This window comes from Bacteroides neonati, assembly GCF_000499785.1.
Taxonomy (GTDB): Bacteria; Bacteroidota; Bacteroidia; order Bacteroidales; family Bacteroidaceae; genus Bacteroides; species Bacteroides neonati.
In genome coordinates, this window is record NZ_HG726025.1 from 1 (window position 1) to 19,730 (window position 19,730).

The 19,730-nt window shown below is 42.3% G+C and carries 15 protein-coding genes and 1 pseudogene; 7 read left to right on the forward strand and 9 right to left on the reverse strand.

Going from position 1 to position 19,730, the window contains the following annotated elements:
• Positions 1-239: 239 nt before the first annotated feature.
• Together TY03_RS21585 and TY03_RS16205 are read left to right on the forward strand one after the other, a co-directional pair.
• Positions 240-833 carry a hypothetical protein gene (locus TY03_RS21585; protein ID WP_052332524.1) on the forward strand — a complete coding sequence of 198 codons (594 nt, stop codon included), beginning with the start codon at positions 240-242 and terminating at the stop codon, positions 831-833.
• A 34-nt stretch (positions 834-867) separates the two neighbouring features.
• Entirely contained in the window at positions 868-1,440 is a 573-nt protein-coding gene (locus TY03_RS16205) for a hypothetical protein (protein WP_042371884.1), read from the forward strand.
• 983 nt (positions 1,441-2,423) lie between these two features.
• On the opposite strand, the gene recA is transcribed toward TY03_RS16205, so the two are convergent.
• The 4 genes from recA to TY03_RS16225 form a co-directional block, all read right to left on the reverse strand.
• The gene (gene recA, locus TY03_RS16210) at positions 2,424-3,467 is read right to left on the reverse strand and encodes a recombinase RecA (RefSeq protein ID WP_042371886.1); all 1,044 of its coding nucleotides are present in this window, start codon (positions 3,465-3,467) and stop codon (positions 2,424-2,426) included.
• A 12-nt stretch (positions 3,468-3,479) separates the two neighbouring features.
• Complete coding sequence (gene bcp, locus TY03_RS16215; protein WP_187374007.1) at positions 3,480-3,941, reverse strand: thioredoxin-dependent thiol peroxidase; 462 nt, start codon at positions 3,939-3,941, stop codon at positions 3,480-3,482.
• Positions 3,942-3,958: 17 nt separating this feature from the next.
• Positions 3,959-5,152: a saccharopine dehydrogenase family protein gene (locus tag TY03_RS16220; protein WP_042371888.1), complete on the reverse strand. Its 1,194-nt coding sequence runs from the start codon at positions 5,150-5,152 to the stop codon at positions 3,959-3,961.
• 97 nt (positions 5,153-5,249) lie between these two features.
• Positions 5,250-6,533, reverse strand: a complete 1,284-nt coding sequence (locus tag TY03_RS16225) for a hypothetical protein (RefSeq protein WP_042371890.1) — start codon at positions 6,531-6,533, stop codon at positions 5,250-5,252.
• Between the two features lie 128 nt (positions 6,534-6,661).
• On the opposite strand from TY03_RS16225, the pseudogene TY03_RS16230 reads away from it, so the two are divergent.
• From TY03_RS16230 to TY03_RS16245, 4 genes and pseudogenes are all read left to right on the forward strand, one after another.
• Positions 6,662-7,171: pseudogene (locus TY03_RS16230) on the forward strand (META domain-containing protein); the annotation flags it as partial.
• A gap of 288 nt (positions 7,172-7,459) precedes the next feature.
• Positions 7,460-8,689, forward strand: a complete 1,230-nt coding sequence (locus tag TY03_RS16235) for a site-specific integrase (RefSeq protein ID WP_042371892.1) — start codon at positions 7,460-7,462, stop codon at positions 8,687-8,689.
• Between the two features lie 12 nt (positions 8,690-8,701).
• Positions 8,702-9,910 carry a site-specific integrase gene (locus tag TY03_RS16240; protein ID WP_042371894.1) on the forward strand — a complete coding sequence of 403 codons (1,209 nt, stop codon included), beginning with the start codon at positions 8,702-8,704 and terminating at the stop codon, positions 9,908-9,910.
• Positions 9,911-9,937: 27 nt separating this feature from the next.
• Positions 9,938-10,294 carry a virulence RhuM family protein gene (locus tag TY03_RS16245; protein ID WP_230201994.1) on the forward strand — a complete coding sequence of 119 codons (357 nt, stop codon included), beginning with the start codon at positions 9,938-9,940 and terminating at the stop codon, positions 10,292-10,294.
• 92 nt (positions 10,295-10,386) lie between these two features.
• Here TY03_RS16245 and TY03_RS16250 read toward each other — a convergent pair whose 3' ends face one another.
• Entirely contained in the window at positions 10,387-10,680 is a 294-nt protein-coding gene (locus TY03_RS16250; protein WP_042371898.1) for a helix-turn-helix domain-containing protein, read from the reverse strand.
• A gap of 27 nt (positions 10,681-10,707) precedes the next feature.
• Positions 10,708-10,992 (reverse strand): helix-turn-helix domain-containing protein, encoded by a 285-nt coding sequence (locus TY03_RS16255; RefSeq protein ID WP_042372257.1) that lies wholly within the window; start codon positions 10,990-10,992, stop codon positions 10,708-10,710.
• A 274-nt stretch (positions 10,993-11,266) separates the two neighbouring features.
• Between TY03_RS16255 and TY03_RS16260 the strand changes: the two genes are divergently transcribed.
• Positions 11,267-11,593: a helix-turn-helix domain-containing protein gene (locus TY03_RS16260; protein ID WP_042371900.1), complete on the forward strand. Its 327-nt coding sequence runs from the start codon at positions 11,267-11,269 to the stop codon at positions 11,591-11,593.
• A 132-nt stretch (positions 11,594-11,725) separates the two neighbouring features.
• Here the strand turns inward: TY03_RS16260 and TY03_RS16265 are convergent, their stop codons facing one another.
• The 3 genes from TY03_RS16265 to TY03_RS16275 form a co-directional block, all read right to left on the reverse strand.
• Entirely contained in the window at positions 11,726-17,101 is a 5,376-nt protein-coding gene (locus tag TY03_RS16265) for an N-6 DNA methylase (protein ID WP_042371902.1), read from the reverse strand.
• Positions 17,091-17,519, reverse strand: a complete 429-nt coding sequence (locus TY03_RS16270) for a DUF1896 family protein (protein ID WP_042371904.1) — start codon at positions 17,517-17,519, stop codon at positions 17,091-17,093. Before TY03_RS16270 ends, TY03_RS16265 begins: the two co-directional genes overlap by 11 nt.
• A gap of 133 nt (positions 17,520-17,652) precedes the next feature.
• Complete coding sequence (locus TY03_RS16275) at positions 17,653-19,728, reverse strand: type IA DNA topoisomerase (protein WP_042371906.1); 2,076 nt, start codon at positions 19,726-19,728, stop codon at positions 17,653-17,655.
• Positions 19,729-19,730: the final 2 nt, after the last annotated feature.

Consider the following 19,730-nt stretch of genomic DNA (forward strand, 5'->3'; position numbering starts at 1 on the left):
CAAATAGGCATAAGCCTCACCTTTCTTTTTGGGGTCTTCCCAGTCAATTCTTTGCATATATCTACTTTTTTACGTTTGTTAGCTTATCAATCATTTCAGAAGCGTGTTCTAAAACCTTTTCCATACTTATTATTATTTAGAGTTTAATTCTTATCTTTGGACGATGTAAACCGATTTCACTGCGTGTAATGGTATCACGATGCAAATCTACAAACATGTTTTCAATTAAACAAATTATTATGCAAGAAAATGAAAACATTCTTTCAATGAATGAACTTCCACCGCTTAACTTGCGGATAAAAGGGCTTATTGAGCACTATGCAAATGGTAGTGTCAAGAAGTTCAGTGAGATAATACAATTAAGTAGTTCTCAGAAGATTAATAGAATATTCAATATAGACAAGAGAAATGGAGAATTCCCAGAAGCTAGCTCTGATATATTAATCAATATTGCAAACATGTTTTCAGAGGTAGATATGAATTGGCTACTTACTGGTAAAGGATCAATGTTTCGCAATGAGCAAGCACACACTACTCCAGTATCTACTACACAAATCACTCAACCGGCTTTACCTGTTGAAGAATCCTTTATATATAAGATGTATAAAGATAAAGACGAAGAAAATAAAGCTTTGATTAGGGAAAACGGTCACCTCGAGGAGCGTGTCCGTATGCTTGAATCTAAACTATCCGACTGTGCCCATTCAGATGCCTTAAAGGTGCAAGAATTGGTTTTAGAATTACCGGAGACTGCGAGGCCTGCCGCTACAAAACAGCATTTATCGACCTCCGAACCCTCTGCCAGCTATGCTGGAAGCCCATTACAGAAATAATAGACGAGTAAAATAAAACATTAATCACATTTATATGAATTATTTAAGAGTCAAACAAGCCCTTGAATCTATCTATATTATTGAAGATACAATGAATATAGATATACTGGTGAGCCGATATCAATTCCTTGTACCAATATTATCAGAGCTATTATCTATTAAAAATACACCTTCTTTCGAACTCACAATAGCTGATGCTGTAGAAGACTATAGGATGATGTATTATGATAGAACAGTTACAGATACGCAAATAGCCATCGTACTACATCCTGAATATATTGAAAATGGAGAGTTCTATGCCTTGAATATCGTTAGGTGCTTTCACAAATACTGCGATAAGATGGAAAAAGAGCTAAATCAAGCCAAGAGAGAAGCCACAAAGCTTAAAAGGAGGGATGCGGTAATAGAATCAGCCAAAATATGTATATCCGAATTGCATAACAGCAAAATGACTGAATTAATCATCTATATAGCCAATGATTTAGAGCGGTTCGATGTGCATATCACATTTAAGACCGAAGACAGCAGCCATCCCGGTGAAAAAATGAACGAGAAAGTAGCGGAGCGGCTAAAGAACCAGGAAATCGTAAGCGTTGTGAGGAAATAAATCATTTCAAATATACAAGATACATCCTTTAAATGGCGCACGCGCGCTTTTTCATCGCTAAAACATGCATCAAATTCTCTATTATACTGCATATCAGTATCTTATGTATAAGAAGCTGTTCTTATCGGTATTTATTTTACTACATTTTCCTACATAAAACATCGTTTTTCATTACTTAAAATAGGCTTATACACTCAATTTTATATCTAAATACGTAGTTAAAAACGTTAAAAAGTAACCCCTAAAGTAACCCCTAACTATAAACATATAAGAAATATCGCCAAAAAAGTAACCCCTAAACCGTAACCCCAAAGTAACCCCTAAGTTATATTTAACTATATTTTAACGATTTGGCGGACAATTAGGATATTGAAGTCGTATATCTATAATCAAACGCTGCACACCATCTTTTTTTGCTTATTTTCGATCATTTCGGCTTCCTAACAGATATATTCACATAGAAATAATAAACCCCCTCAAATACCTATAAAAAAGGTATTTAAGAGGGTTTCGCTTGCCATTGTATCAGTATTAAAGCAATGCCGGTTTGTTTCTTTGGTAGAATTGTATTATCTTAGTGTAAGAAAGAAGGGAATCCCACAGACGATGTAAAGTTATCCAGTTTCTTTCACTCCATTTTGAAGCTTTTTGCAAAGCAAAAGCAAAGCAATGTAAACACGTCGATTTAAAACCTTATTTTCGTCATATTCTCTGAAACGCTTTATTCATCGGACTTTGCGAAGCTTTTCATAATGTCATAGTTTACACAAGTCGTTCTATCCCCCATAGTAGGCAGGCAAACAAATGTTACATGGAAAACAGGAAAGAGAGTGAAATTTATTGATCGGGAGGGAGGTAGTGGTAAGTAGGAGAGGCACGAGGGATGAAAAAGACTGAATATGATCGGGAAGGAAAGAGGATGCAATCAAAAAAAGATGGTTCATAGCAGTGACCAAGGGTATTGCTATGAACCATCTTGAGTTTTATTTCTTAGCTGTTTTCAGCCCTTCGAAGATTAAACCTTCCAGCTCTTCGGCCAACTCCGGATTATCGGCAACGCATTGTTTTGCAGCATCGCGTCCTTGTCCTAGTTTGGTTTCATTGTAGCTGTACCATGAACCGCTTTTCTTCACGATTCCCATGTCGGCACCCAAGTCAATGATTTCGCCTGCACGAGAGATGCCTTGTCCAAACATGATATCGAACTCGGCTCTACGGAAAGGAGGAGCTACTTTGTTCTTTACCACTTTCACTTTGGTTTGTTTACCGATCACCTCTTCGCCATCTTTGAGTTGTTGAGAACCACGGATGTCGATACGTACCGATGCATAGAACTTAAGTGCATTACCACCGGTTGTGGTTTCGGGGCTTCCGAACATGACACCGATCTTCTCGCGCAATTGGTTGATGAAGATACAGGTAGTACGGGTTTTGCTAACTGTTCCGGTTAGCTTACGCAAAGCCTGAGACATCAATCGTGCTTGCAATCCTACTTTATTGTCACCCATATCTCCTTCGATCTCGGCTTTGGGAGTCAATGCAGCTACAGAGTCTACCACAATGATATCGATAGCCGATGAGCGAATGAGTTGTTCGGCAATCTCTAATGCTTGTTCGCCGTTATCGGGTTGAGAGATGAAGAGGTTGTCTACATCCACTCCCAATTTGGCAGCATAGAAACGGTCGAATGCATGCTCGGCATCAATAAAGGCAGCGATGCCACCTGCTTTTTGCGCTTCGGCAATGGCGTGGATAGCCAGTGTTGTTTTACCCGAAGATTCCGGTCCGTATATTTCTACTATTCGTCCACGCGGATAACCACCTACACCCAATGCGGCGTTCAGGCCGATAGAACCTGTAGGGATTACTTCCATTTGTTCTACCACTTCATCACCCATTTTCATGATAGAACCTTTGCCGAAGCTCTTTTCTATCTTGTCCATGGCAGCCTGTAAGGCCTTTAGTTTTTCGCTTGATGCCATTTTATTATTATCTGTTTCAAAATTAAGTTCGTCTTTCTTGGCCATAACTTTTTAGTTTTAAGAATTCGTGTCTAAAATCTGCGAAGCATGTTCTTTGGTCTTTACCTCTTTGGGCGAGATGATACGTTCGATCACTCCCTCTTCATTGATAAGAAAGGTGGTACGAAGGGTACCCATATAAGCTCGCCCATAGAGTTTCTTTTCGCCCCATACACCGAATTGTTCGACCAATTTCTTGTCCGTATCGGCTATCAGGGTAAAGGGGAGATTGTTTTTCTCGATGAATTTCTGGTGCGACTTTTCGTTGTCAATGCTTACACCGATTACTTCGTACCCGGCTTTGCGTAGCTCTGCATAATTGTCGCGCAGGCTACAGGCTTGTGCTGTACAACCCGATGTGCTGTCTTTGGGATAGAAATACAATACGATTTTCTTTCCTTTGTAACTGCTTAGACGAATCTCTTCGCCTTTCTCGTCGATACCCAATAGTTCGGGTGCTTTGTCTCCTACATTCATCATAAATCTCCTGTTTTTGTTTATAATTCGAGGTCCTTATCTATCTCCTCATGCCAAGGCAAACCTTGCTTGTTGAGTTGTTCCATGAACGGATCGGGATTGAACTCTTCTACATTGTTCACACCCGGACGTTTCCATTCGCCTTTGAAGAACATCAATGCACCGATCATAGCCGGAACACCTGTTGTATAGCTTACACCCTGCATACCTGTTTCTTTGTAGGCTGCTTCGTGGCTACAATTGTTGTATACGTAGTATGTACGTTCTTTGCCATCTTTGAGTCCGCGGATGCGACAACCGATTGAGGTTTCTCCTTCGTAGTTCTCGCCCAAGTCTTGCGGGTTGGGAAGTACTGCTTTGAGGAATTGCAAAGGCACAATCTTCATGCCGTTGTAGTCAATCTCGTCGATGCGTGCCATACCGATGTTCTGAATTACACGAAGGTGGGTCAGGTACTCCTGTCCGAAGGTCATCCAGAAGCGTGCACGCTTAATGGTGGGGAAGTTTTTCACCAACGATTCTAACTCTTCGTGATAAAGCAGGTATGAATCGCGTGGTCCGATGTTCGGATATGTCAGGTCTTTGTGAATCTCGAGTGGTGCGGTAGTTACCCACTTACCATCTTCGAAATACCGACCATTCTGTGTAATCTCGCGGATGTTGATTTCCGGATTAAAGTTCGTGGCAAATGCTTTGTGGTGGTTACCTGCATTGCAGTCTACGATATCCAGGTATTGAATTTCGTCAAAGTAATGTTTGGCTGCATAAGCCGTATAGATTCCGCTTACACCCGGATCGAATCCGCAACCTAAAATAGCGGTTAATCCTGCCTCCTTGAAGCGTTCGTGGTAAGCCCATTGCCAGCTATACTCGAAGTGTGCTTCGTCTTTGGGTTCATAATTGGCTGTATCCAGATAGTTCACTCCTGCTTGCAAACAGGCTTCCATAATGGTAAGATCCTGATAAGGAAGAGCTACGTTGATGACCATTTCAGGTTTGAAGTCATTAAACAGTGCCACCAGTTCCTCTACATTATCTGCATCCACTTTGGCTGTTTTTATATGGGGGTTACCAATAGCTTTAACGATATCATCGCATTTAGACTTGGTACGACTGGCAATCATGATGTCTGTAAATACATCGGCATTTTGTGCCACTTTGTGCGCAACGACGGTACCTACGCCGCCCGCACCGATAATAAGAACTCTACCCATCTGTTAAATTAAAAATTTAGAAAATTAGATATTAAAAACACATTGATGGAACAAATATACGAGATTATTTTCAGATATACATACCCCCCTTCCTGTTTTATTTAGTGTGAAGCAGCCTTCCGTTTTCAAATTCCAACACTGTTCCGTGATAGAACCAGGTTTCGAAGCCATCGTCTTTTTTGAATGCTACCTCAATCGGGTTTCCTAATGCCAACTTGCACTCTTCAATATCCATACCGGGTATGACTTCTCCTTTGCTTATGCGCTTCCAGTTTTCGGCACTTATAGTCGGGTATTTCTTTTCCAGATTGCCAATGCCAAACAGATCTTCAATATAATTTTCGTTCTTTAATATGAAGTCATACTTCAAGTTGACCTCTATCGAAAACAGCCTATCATCGCCGCCTGTCAAGGTCAGTGTAGCCAATGTGCTCGATGGGCTTGTTGTAATATCTTTGATGTGTAAGGTCGTATAGCGCAACAGGGCTATGTGCGACCAAAGCGTTTTGTCCTCGGATGTTATCTTGATTTTGGCAGGAAGCGTCTTTTTCGGATATATAACCAGACCGGTATATTTCTTTTTTAATGCTTCGGTCGAGTTTGCATTCTTATCCGTGAAACTAAAAGCATTCAAAAATAGTTTCATTTTTTTGTCTGCCTGAAAGTCTTTTATATCCATTCCCGAATTGGTTCGCGATAGTGCCACCTCCGTATAGTATGAATGGTTCTTTTCATCTTTGAAGATAATTTTGGCAGGAAAAGCTTTACTGCCCACACCCACGTTTGTTACGGTTACTTTGGAGTATTCGGGAATGGTGACTTCTTTGTAGCCCGTATAACTATTGGCATCATCTACGCGTACATATATGGTGCGGATGTATAAGGTTTTTCCGATGAGTTGTTCCCGTGCCGTGTCTATGTCCTTTAGGTAAACTAATCCACTGATGCTGGCTCTGGGGTCTTTTGTACATATATCGTTTAGCCGCAGGTTCTTTATCTCATGATATAGTTTCTTGCCGTCGCAGCTAAATACAAAGCGTGTACAGTAGTTGGTACCTACGTATAGTTCGTCCACTTTCTCTTCGGTACCTATAAATTCGAATATTTTTTCTTTGAATTGGCTGTTTTCAATCTCTTTCTCATCTTCATACCTACAAAAGATGGGCATAAACATCTCTTTGCCGTCGGGCCTGAACATAAACTTCATTCCGGGAGTCCATTTACAGAGTGGATGCATTGGGAAGTACGTTTCAATAAATAGCTCTTCTTCCGTCATATTGATCGATTGGGATGGAGGAGTTGTTGCAATATATTCTTGTTGGGCATTAGCTATTGTACTGCTCAGAAGCAAAAATATGGTTATTAAAGTTGATATTTTCATACGATTTTGGTTGAATGTAATGGCTTGTCTATAGGGACTATAGATATTTAACGAGGTAAATGTATAAACTTTCTATTATTTTTAATACATTTGTTGCCGATATTTTTAACTTAAAACAAGACTGAGTCATGAAAAAATTATTTCTTTCTATGTGCATTGCCTGCGTTGCATTTGCCATGTCCTCTTGTCGATCGACAAAAGAAGTAGCTTCTTTATCGTCTATTAATGGCGAATGGAATATTATTGAGATCAATGGAACCGATGTTGTTACTGCCAAAGGCCAATCACTTCCTTTCATCGGTTTTGATACGACTACCGGTAAGGTTTACGGTAACAGCGGTTGCAACCGTATGATGGGTTCGTTTGATGTAAACGCCAAGGCAGGTAGTTTGGATTTGGATAAAATTGGCAGTACACGGATGATGTGTCCCGATATGACGTTGGAGCAAAACGTGCTGGGTGCTTTGGCACAAGTAAAAGGATATAAGAAGATGGGTAAGGGACATATCGCTTTGTGCAATGACGCCAAGCGTCCGGTGCTTATCCTTGCCAAGAAGGCTGCCGATGTGCAATTGTCGGCACTGAAAGGCAGTTGGTTGATTGCCGAAGTGAACGGCGAAGCTGTGCCTTGCTGTATGATTAATTCACAATAAATCAGACATAAGAAAAGCTATGAGAGAAAAAGGTAACATGTTTATTATTAGTCGTTTTACGTAGTTTTTGCACTGGCTAAATATTCATAACGAAGCATAGCTACGAGTCTTTTTAGTTACCAAACCGTTAACCGCTCAGTTACCGGATGGACAATAGGTAACTGAAAGCAGAAAAAGAAATTAAAACTGTTTTGTTTTCGCTGATACACAGTATTTTGAATACAAAAGAGCACTTATATAATGGGTAACTTTGCTCATTAAAAATATAAGTGTATGAAAGAAGAAAAATTCAAGGTTTTACTCTACCTAAAAAAGAGCAGTCCCGACAAATTAGGCAAAACCCCAATCATGGGGCGCATCACTTTCGGCGACTCGATGGCTCAGTTTAGCTGCAAGCTATCTTGTACACCAACTTTGTGGAACTCTCGTGAAAGTCGCTTGAATGGCAAGAGCCGTGAGGCAGTAGAAATAAACGAGAAATTAGATAAGTTGCTGCTGTCTATCAATTCGTCGTATGATTCCCTTTTGGAACGCAGACTGCCGTTCAACGCCGAAGATGTAAAAAATTCACTTCAAGGAGGCGTAGCCACTCAAATGACCTTATTAAAACTCTTTGACCGCCACACCGAGGAAAAGAAAGCCCGTGTAGGTATTGATGTTGCCGCAGGTAGTATTTCCACCTATATCTATACGCGTAGAGCAATAGCCGAATTTGTTCAGAAGAAATACAACGCCACCGATATAGCTTTTGGTCAGTTGAACGAACAATTTATTCGTGAGTTTCAGGATTTTGTATTGCAAAATAAAGGCATGGCAATGGATACTACCCGCCATTATCTGGCTCTTTTAAAGAAGATATGTAAAATAGCTTTCAAGGAGGGGCACTCGGAAAAGTTCTATTTCGCTCACTACAAACTTCCCAAACAGAAAGAAAGTACCCCCAAGGCTCTCAGCCGTGAGGATTTTGAGAAGATACGAGACTTGGAAATTCCCGAAAGACGACATTCGCACATTATCACAAAAGATTTATTCCTTTTTGCCTGTTACACTGGGACTTCGTACTCCGATACAGTTTCAATCACACAGGAAAATTTATCAAAAGATGATAACGGTGAACTGTGGCTTAAATACCGCCGCAAGAAGAATGAAATGTTAGCACGTGTCAAACTGCTACCCGAAGCAATTGAGTTGATTGAGAAATACAGCGATAATTTGCGGGTTACGCTATTTCCTCCGCAGATATACAGCACCCTCCGTTCCAACATGAAAGGACTACGAGTGCTCTGTGGGATGACCCAAGACCTTGTCTACCATGCCGGAAGACACTCGTTTGCCTCTCTGGTCACGCTCGAAGAGGGTGTGCCTATTGAAACCATCAGCAAAATGTTGGGACACAGCAATATCCAGACAACTCAAATTTATGCCCGTGTCACTCCAAAAAAGCTATTTGAGGACATGGATAAATACATTGAGGCAACCAAAGATTTAGAATTAGTATTATAAAACAACATCATTATGCGTAGCACATTTAAACAACTCTATTACATCAACCGCAGTAAGGTTAAAGCAGATGGAACAACCGCCGTTCTTTGTCGTATCAGCATCGACGGGAAAAGCACGGTTCTTTCAACAGGTTTCTATTGCAATCCCGATCATTGGAACGGCGACAAAGGGGTACTCAACTCGACCAAAGAAAACAATAAGCTCGACGAGTTTCGCAAACGTATTGCCCAGACCTACGAGGATATATTAAAAGAGCAGGGCGTTGTCAGTGCCGAACTGCTTAAAAACACAGTTGTCGGTGTAAATACTGTTTCAACCTATCTGTTGCAGGCTGGTGAAGTGGAGCGTGAACGATTACGAATACGTTCTGTCGAAATAAAATCGACCTCTACTTATAGAGAATCCAAAACGACTCAACTTAACCTGAGTGATTTTATTGGTTCAAGAGAAATGGAGGACATAGCATTTTCTGATATTACAGAGGAGTTTGGTGAGTCGTTCAAATTCTTTCTGAAAAGGGAGCGGGATTACAGTGCCTCTCATATCAACCACTGTCTTTGTTGGCTGAACAGACTCATTTATATAGCTGTTGACCAAGAGGTATTGAGATTCAACCCGATTGAAGATGTTACCTACGAAAAGAAAAATCCCCCCAAGTTACGCCATATCACCCGAAGTCAGTTGAAACAGATGATGCAAACACCTATGCCCGATAAGTTGCAGGAGCTTGCCCGAAGGATATTTATCTTTTCATCATTTACTGGTCTGGCGTATGTGGATGTGTATAGGCTCTATCCACACCATATAGGGAGAGCGGCTGACGGTAGAAGGTACATTCGTCAGAAGAGGGGTAAAACTAATGTCGAGGCTTTCGTTCCTTTACATCCAATTGCCGAGCAGATACTTTCGCTTTACAACACCACCGATGATACAATGCCGGTATTCCCTCTGCCTATCCGTGATATCCTATGGCATGGGATTAGCAGTACTGGGTTTGCTTTAGGTTTCAAGGAGAATCTCTCCCACCACATGAGCCGCCACTCGTTTGGGACTCTATTGATTTCTTCTGGCATTTCCATCGAAAGCATCAGCAAGATGATGGGGCACACGAATATTACAACTACGCAGGTCTATGCAAAAATTACCGACCAGAAAATATCAAATGATATGGATAAGTTAATGGTACGTAGACAAGCAATGAACGAAATAGATAATAAATAGAAAATAATTATGAGAAAAAATATGATTATGATAAACGACAATGGAACTGTAACAGTACCAAATACAGTACAGATGAGAGATTTTGAGATAGCTCAACTCTTTGGGGTCTTTACACCAACAATAAAGGCGAATATCAAAGCCATTCTAAAATCGGAGGTAGTAACCGTTGACTTGACGGGTGGTGTGACATTGGCTGGCAACCACCTTTTGCCCGATTATTACGGGTTGGATATGATAACCGCTCTTGTGTTTCGGATTCAATCCCCACAAGCAGAATTGTTTCGACAGTGGGTCATAAGAAAGATGGTTGTACCAACAAAAATAATTAGCTCTCAACTATTTATCTCGGTGAATGAAAACGCAAGCAACCGATTGATGAACTGATTAGTTCCATACTTAGGTAGGAATCAACAGCGAGGGAAAAGTGATAAGGCTTTTCCCTCGTTGTTGATTTTAAATAATCTCAGTCAATGGCATTACTTCCATTTCTTGTGATAGGCTGCCATTAACATCTTCTCTACATCCGATACCTTATAGATTGTCTTACCACCCAATTGGATATAGGCAATTTTACCCTCCGTGCGCCAATCTTGAATGGTGCGGCGGCTTACCTTCAATTTTTCTGATAACTCTTTGTCAGTCAAATAGTGTTCACCGCCAAATGGCAGCCGATGGCTCTTTACTAACCGCTCTATACTTGCAGTCATGCGGTCGAGTGCCTTGAAGAAGAAGGCAACTCTCTGATTTTCTTTGTTTACACATTCACTCATTTTACTTTTGGATTTTAGTGGGGTTGATTATTTTTTGAGAGCAACGTCTCGTTCAAACATTTTCTGCACATCAGCGGGGCGGTAAAACATCTTATACCCAATTTTTGAATAAGGCAATGCGCCACTCTCCCGGTAGCCCTGAAGTGTTCGTTTCGAGATGTTCAGTATCTCACACACCTCCTGATTATCGAGCCATTCCTGCATACTCTTGTCACCGCTCTGGCGGCACAAAGTTTCTATTCGCTTGTCGAAGGTTTCAAACCTTGCCATCATTTCCTCAAATGTCGAGGCTTCTACACTAATAATTTCCATGATTTTCTCTGTTTTTTTAGTTGATATTTTCTTTCGCATATATAAAATGCGTGCGTTCTCTGTCAAGTTCCTACAAAGTAATATCATTGTTTTCGGCTTTCAATGGGTTGCAGCTTAACTGTGTATATATGTCTCCACTATGGATAAGTTTGTCTTCACTTTGACCACAAGGAAAAGTGCCGTTTCAAATAAATCTCATACAGGGTGGTTCACCCTGTACATACGCTTTCTGCGATTGTCGCAACTTTGCAGCAGATTTAAAACGACAACAATAATGGAACAGTTAGATAAAGATACTTTTGTGATGTGGATGGAGCGTGTTATGGAACGTTTTGATAGGCAAGAAAGTGCGAAAGTCGAAGAAACTCCATTACGCCCGATGATAGACGGTGTACCTATGCTTGACAATCAAGATGTTTGCCAAATGCTCCATATAAATAAACGCACTCTGCAACGGTATCGGGCAACCAAAACATTACCTTTTGAGATGATGTACAATAGAGCTTGGTACAGAGAAGTAGACGTATTGGAATTTATGAAACTGCACTTCAATGATAATCTCATACGTAAGCGTGAGCAAAAGTCGAAAAGTAAGAAATAGTGTATTTGCTTTTTAATGTTCATAATTATAAATCCTGTACTGTCGTGATGATAGAACAGGATTTTTTGTGATATGAGTATGTGAAAACAGCCCACTGTCCCGTGTTTATAGGGTTCAGTGGACTGTTTTGATTTAGAGTTTGAATCCTTTATTTTGAATGGTGTAGCTTTCTGCTGATTTTTCGAGGTTGTCTGTAAATGACGGTCGCCCGTCTCTTTGGGAGTGTGTGACGGTATTTCCGGCACTCTCTCCCGCATCTTTATGCAGACCATTGGTTTGAGGTAGCGGCTGACTGACGTAGGCAGTTGTTGCCGATGGCTCAATCGAATGGGGCTGCCCATTATTTTGGACTTCATCTTTTTGCTGGGCATCGTTGCCCTGTTCAATGGGCTTTAGCGAAAGTTGGATTTGCCTGTCGAGCGTTGTTAGTTCGACTTTCAAATTTTTGAGTTCCTCCTCTTTTTTCCATACACTGCTTACGAGTTCCTGCAAGACGGGAATATCTTTGGCGATTTTCGCTATCTCTGTTTCGTACTTCTCACTGAGCTTTGGTATCTTTTCCAACGCATTGAGAAAGTTAAGTGAAGCCAATTTCGGATCGGTGGCAATATTACCGTTGTTATAACTGTACTTTATTCGCCCCTCGCCCTCGGCAAAGAATTTATTTTGCGTCAGGTCGAATAGCTCCTTGTCGGATGATTCGGTTTTGACTATCAGATTAAAACCATAGAGCGAGCCGATTATCATATCCTGCCCGTGGGTGCGTGCTTTTTCGCTAATTTCCACGAGTTTTGCTCCGATGGCTTTCGGATCGCTTCCCTCAATACCTTTGAGTTGAATGGGATTGAGTTTGTTACCGTCGGCATCCCATACCACACGAGAGGTGTAGGCTTGCATATCAGCATTGATACGGGAAATCATCTCACTATTACCATCAATGTTGCAAGTAATCTGTTCCAACTTACTCTTTGCTGTGCTTCGACTGCGGTTAAAGGCGTAACGTTCACTTTCTAAAGATGTAATCTTCTTTTCAAGTTTTGCCTTCTCTAATAAGTCGGTATTTCCTGACAAGATAGCTACATATTCCGAAAAGTTCATGCCCGAATTTTCATCCATCGAACCCTCATCAATAGTACGACTCCCCATTCGATTACCCTTTAGTTGTTGGATAAAGAGTTGTTTGTTATGCAGTAGATTGAATTTGTAACCATCTAACGATTTTTCAACGGCATAGATAATTACATCGACCTTGTTATCAGCATATAACTTGGCAATTTCATTGCCCTTTCTGACCGCCCGACCATCCCGTTGGGCAAGGTCAGATGGTCGCCACGGAGTGTCTAAATGATGGACGCAAACCGCTCTTTTTTGGGCATTTACGCCTGTTCCGAGCATCTCAGTTGAGCCAAACAATACACGGATTTTGCCCTCGTTCATCCCCTCAATCAACCCCTTTCGAGCATTCATGTTTTTTGCCTCTTGAATGAAACGAATTTCGTGGGCAGGGATATGGTGATCTTCTACCAACTTGCGTTTAATCTCGCTGTATGGATTCCATTCGCCGGGCTTATACGTACCTAAATCCGAGAAAACGAACTGTGTACCTTTCTGTGCATCGTATTTATGGTAATACTCCGCAATTTTGGCGGCACAATGAGAGGCTTTGTTGTCAATATGGTCGTCGTAGTGCGGACTAATGAGTCGCATATCAAGTGACATCTTACGAGCATAGTCCGTGGCGATAAGCATCTTTGCTTTCTCCTCACTATCTGAGAGTGGTGCTCGTCCTAACACAGTGGCATCACCATCTTGGGCAAACTTCATCAGCTTTTCGATAAACTCTGCCTGCTGGGGAGTGGGTGGAATGTTGTGCATGATTTCTCTCTTGTCGGGACGGTCGATCCCAATCATCTCTGCCGTACGGTAATCTGTAATTTCAGAGTACATCGCTGAAAGTTCGGGCACTTTGATAAAATAGCGGAACCGCTCTTTCTGTACAATCTGATTGGTGACCGAGAACTCGTAATCGGTGGTCTTCTTGGCAAAGATGGCTGCCCATGCATCAAAGGTATTGATATTCTGCCGTTCTAACTCCTTCGGACGTAGATACTTAAAAAGTAGATAGAGTTCGGTCAGTGAGTTGGAAATGGTCGTTCCAGAAAGAAAAGTTGCACCAAGGTCTTTACCTGTACGCTCCTGAATGGTGCGAATAGCAAAGAGCATATTCAAGGCTCTCTGGCTTCCTTCGCTATTTCCAAGCCCTGCCACACGGTCGTGACGGGTGTTAAATAGAAGATTTTTGAATCGGTGCGATTCGTCCAAAAACAAATGGTCAATGCCAAGAGTTTGAAAATCAACCGTATCATCTCTGCGATTATCCATACGAAATTTGATTTCAGAGAGTTTCGTTTCTAAATTTAGCTTACGTTTTTCTACCCCTTTAAGCATCCCGTGAGAGACATTATTTCCCTGCTGACGTAGTACCTCCAAATTCTCTTCCACGCTGTCTAACTCTTTTTGCAGTATTTTGCGTTGTATGTCGTCCGATTGGGGTATCATTCCGAATTGGTCGTGTGTCAAAATAACACAATCCCAATCATTGTTTTTTATATCGTTGAAAATTCGCTCTCTGTTATCAGGTGTAAACTCGTTCTTGCCCGGATAGAGGATTTTAGCATTAGGATAAGCGGTTTTGAAGGTTTGTGCTATCTCATGTACATTGGCTTTGAGTGCTAAAATCATTGGCTTATTTGCAAGTCCAAGACGTTTCATTTCATACGCACCACAGCACATTATCAGCGTTTTACCGGCTCCTACTTCGTGGTCCGCAATCATACCTCCGTTCTGTTTTAGCATCCAGATGGCATCTTTCTGACTGCTGTATAAATCGGGAATACCGAGTGCTTTCAAATCCAAATCGGGAAATGATTGGTGCGAACCATCGTAATTGGGTTTAACGAAACAGTTGAACATCCGATTATAACGGTCGGTTAGTTTATCCTTAAACTCATCGGGACGCTCTGACAACCAATTTACGAAAGCACTGCGTATCTCATCAATCTTGGTATTCGCCATTTGTATCGCCTCACCGTCCCGAACTTTTACCTCTTTTTCACCGATGGTAACATTCTTGGTAATATCGGGCGTGGTATTGAGTAAGGCGTGTTTCATCAAGGCGATGCCGTCATAAGTGCGAAACTCACCCCGGACGGCATACTTCGTCCAGATATTGGCGTTGCCATAATTAGCTTTAACCGAATACTCATCGCCACTTGGCGAATAATGGATATTCACTTCTGTGTCAAAGAGGTGTGATGCAAATTCGGAATAGATACCTGCACTAATCCACCGTTCACCGAACTGAAAATCAAGGTCACAGAAAGGGATGGGTTCGGGAAAAGCATCTTTTAGAGCAAAGAGTGATGCTTCGGAAAGAGTATCTTCGGGATTGGATAGCAGGTAATGTTCTATCTCTTCCGCTTTCTCTATTACATTACCCGCAATAAACTTTTCACCTATTTCGTAACCGTTTATCAGTGGATTGTAGTAGATTATGCCCTTCAAGTCGTGTAATAACTCCGCCTCCTCTTTATCATTCAACAGGGAGGTCATGTAACCGATATTGACCTCTCCGTATTTGTTGAGCGATGCAGAGAGAGCCTCACGAGGTGTCTCGGCAGATGTCACCTCATTGGGGTTGAACGAAACGGGGTGATTGAAAATATCGGCTTTGATTACCTGTTTGTCGATGATACGTTCCAAAAATAGTATCTCACGAAAACCGCTATCCATTCGCAACGTGTCGTTGTTCTTGGGATTATGGAGGTTGCCGTATAGTTTCACAAAGCGGTCGTACAACTCGCTCAGTTGGTGACGAGTAGGTTTATTCTCTACTTTCTGCTCCATCTCCGTATTATAGAGGTGGTGGTAGTTGTCACGGATATCCATGTACAAGAGTAACTTCTGGCGTGTGTCACTTGGCAAATCCAATGGATTGAAAACAGACTCATTGTCATCGTCACGAGAGAGTGTGCCTACTTGCAAGTTGGAGGCGACAAGCGAGCCATCTTTCAAATGCGAACCCATGACACCGTCATACTTTCGAGACTCCATACTCGGCGATGGCTCTTGTTTTGCCATTCGGGGCTGGTCAAAGAGCGAGAGTTGAGCGGTGATAGGTTTAGACGTATGGCTACGTTTGCGGCTCGGTATCCGCTGTTCAACTGCCATACCGAAGAGATCATACAATGTTTGCAGCGGGGCTTCCTGCTTGGGTGGCTCAGCCACAACAGCAGGGGCAACAACCTCTTCTTGTGGCTTTTCTTGTAGTACTACTTTTTGCTTCGGCATATTCCTATTATATAGGTCAATATCCAACCGTGCCGAGAGGTCGGCACGAAGCATCTTTCCCAAATCATTAGCCATACCCGAAACGCCACCACTATGCGTAAAGATGATAGCTGGTTTGCCGTAAGGGTCGGTAGACTCTTTCCATGAGGTATGCACCACACGGGAGAGGTTTTTGAAGTAGCAGTTGAACGTCACACCACTGGGGCGAAGTCGGGTTTTAATAAAATCCTGCTCCATAGGCAAAAGTTCTGTTTTGCTGACGTTCTTTTGTAGTAGTATCAAGTCACTGCCCACATCTGTTCCTGCTTTCTCAGAAAACAGATTGTTAGGTAGGCGTACCACTGAAAGCAGGTTGCTGCTTTTCATCAGCCACTCACGTACCATCTCATTTTGGGGTGAGTTCATTACCCCCTGCGAGGTGATAAAAGCCAAAATGCCCCCATCACGCAATATATCAAGACCTTTGACAAAGAAATAGTTATGCAGCGAACGAGCAGCCAACCGCTTGGGCTGCTCGTTGGTTGCAGAAAACTGTGGGTCAAAAACTGCTACATCTCCAAAGGGTATATTAGAAGATACCACATCAAAAGAAGCAATAAAACGGCTGTCAATCTCTTCAAAACCTTTAATATGTACTTTATTGCCGGGCTGTAATGCGGTGAGCATTTTGCCTGTCAAAAGGTCTTTTTCAAAATTGAAGATTGTGTGTCCGTCGGCGGCAATTGGTTGGAAGGCGTTGGCAAATTCTCCCATTCCTGCCGAGGGGTCAAGGATGCGGGAGGGTGTGATACCGCTATCATGAAGCGATAAAGCGAGCGTTTCAACTACCTCTGACGGCGTGTAAAATGCCGTCAGGATGGAAGATTTCAAACTGCTGAAATAGCGTTTATACTCTTCATCCGAAGAGCTGTTATCCTTAATGAGAGTATGGAGTTCCGCTACCATCGGAAACAACTCCGCATCCGATTTGCTCCATGAGGCGAGGTCGCCGAAGCTCCCTGTCGGATTAAGGATACATTTCAAAGCACCGAAACCAGAGTAAGCCGAGAGTACCTCTCGCTCTACGGTGGTGGCGGTTCTTTGCTCTTTATCAAGTACAAACGCTAACTTTATTGCTTCAATATTTGCTCTTAAATGTGCCTTTTTATTAAAGCCCATTCTCAGCCAACCAAATTACAATCTCACCTGTGAGTTCTGTGTACAACTGCTCGTATTCAGCGGAATAGGCGAAGTCGTCCGAAAGGAGGTACTTAGCGAAAACAGGTTCAACGAATGGTTGCAGCTTGATGGCAAGCTCACGGGCAGAGCTTTGTGGAACCATATCGACAAACTCGTTCCAGATGATGTTAATCAGTGTATCGTGTTTAGAGAAATGCAGGTTCTCGTAAAGCACCTCATTTGCCAGCTCCGATGCTCCATCGTGAGTGTAGCCATTTAGAATGGCATCGCTGTACGCTTCGGCTGCCAATGCTGCACGGTTCTTGATGAATGCTATGTCGGTTGATAGTTCGGGTTGGCTCTCTTTGAGCAGTTCGAGTAAAGAGAGTTCGTAATATGAAAATTGAATTTGAGTCATGTTGAATGAATTTTAATGGTTGATAGTAAGCAAATAGGCACTCGGTGTCCCCACCGAGTGCCCCCACTAAAATCCATAGTAAAAACGGTATGAACCATTTATGACTATTTCATTTAGTGGCAAAGTTAGGGAATTATTTTCGTTTTTTCTTATCGGGGAAAACAAAAACAACTTTAAACTGCTCGTCAAAGACGAGTGAGGCATCGAACGATTTGCCCGCTTTGCTCTGAAAACCTTTGATAACACCTGTCTTACGATTGGTGATTAGCTCGGTAATCTGTGCATCGGACAGTTGTTTACCTGCAATCGTTCTAAAAATGGGTAGTTCACAATTAGGGTTGTTGCATTTGACCACTTTGGGGAAGAAGCTCATCTGACCGCTACCACATTTAGGACAATCCACATTTTGGCAACTACCCGTATAGAGAATTTTAGAGGCTAACAGTTCCGAGGTGATTTGAGTGGCATACACCTCAATCTCTTTACGGAACGTGCTATCTTTCATCTCTCCCGTTTCGATTTTGGCAAGTGCCGCCTCCCACTGCCCGGTCATTTCTACGTCTGCAATCTTCATCTCTTTGACAATGGAATAGATGGCAAGCCCTTTTTCAGTGGGCACGAGTGATTTTTTACTGCGTACCATATACTCACGAGAAAACAACGTTTCGATGATAGAGGCACGGGTGGCAGGTGTGCCGATACCGCACTCTTTTAGTTTGGCTCGTAGTTCTTCATCAACCATATCCTTACCACATGTTTCCATAGAGCCAAGTAATGAGCTTTCAGTATGTAGCGGTTTGGCTTTGGTAAGACTTTCTGCAAGCGAACAACCACCGACGGGTAACGTAAGACCCTTTGTCCAATCTGGGATAAGGGTGTCGGCATCATCTTTTTCGTCCTTTTCGTTCAGTACACCACGCCAGCCAATTTGTTTGATTATAGAGCCTTTGAGTATGAAGCGACTATCGCTACAAACAACGGTGACGGTAGTTACATCTTTAATGCACTTGTCAGAAAAGGCTTCAAGCATACGTGCTACTACCATATTATATATAGTGGTTTCATTCTCACTCAACCCCTTTGGCTTATTCTCTGTGATAAGCAGGGCATGGTGATCGGTTACTTTCTTGTCATCCACCGAGCGAGGGTTTAGTTTGCTCATTCCTTTGGCATATTTGCAAAATGTCGGATGCGAATGCAGCGAGGTGATAAGTTGTGGTATTTCTGCAAATACATCTTCCGAAATGTAACGGCTTCCTGTTCTTGGGTAGGTCAAAACGCCTATTTCATAGAGCTTTTGAGCAATATTTAGAGTGTTGTCTGCCGAGAAACCATGCTTACTATTCGCCTCTTTTTGCAGGGTGGTCAGATCATAAAGCAATGGTGACTCTTGTGCTGTCTCTTTGCGTTCTACATTTTCCACTGTAGCATTTTCACTCGCTTTTACTCGTTGGTAGACCTGTTCCGCTTTCGCTTTGTCGAACCATTTATCTACGGAAAACAGCTGGGTGATACGAGTGTTTTCACAAAGAGAGAGGCTCATTTGCCAAAACTTTTGTGGTATAAAGTTCTTATTCTCCAAGTATCGGGAGCAAACCATACAGAGTGTAGGCGTCTGTACTCGTCCCAGCGAGTATGTCCCACGCCCTGCGGCGATGGTTACAGCCTGAGTTGCATTCAGCCCCACAAGCCAGTCAGCCTCACTTCTGGCACGGGCAGCATAGTAGAGGTTATCATACTCTGCTCCACATTTGAGTTTGTCAAGCCCTTCACGGATAGCTCTGTCGGTGAGGCTCGAAATCCAAAGCCTATCAAAAGGCTTTGCAGTACCCAAAAATTCGTAGATGTAACGAAAAATCAATTCCCCCTCTCTTCCAGCATCAGTGCTAACGATTATCCGGTCGCAACTATCAAACAGTTTCTTAATGATTTTGAGTTGTGTCACTGCACCACTGTCGGGCTTATATCCTTTATCACTCTTCACTTGACGAGGGATAATCTGAAACACCGGAGGCAGGATCGGTAAATTATCACGCTGGAAACCTTTGATTCCATAGGCATCGGGCATTGCCAGTGTTACGAGGTGTCCGAACGCCCATGTTACGGCGTAACCGTTTCCTTCGATGTAGCCCTCTTTTTTATCTGTTGCCCCGACTATGGCTGCTATACTGCGTGCCACGCTCGGTTTTTCTGCTATTATTACTTTCATAC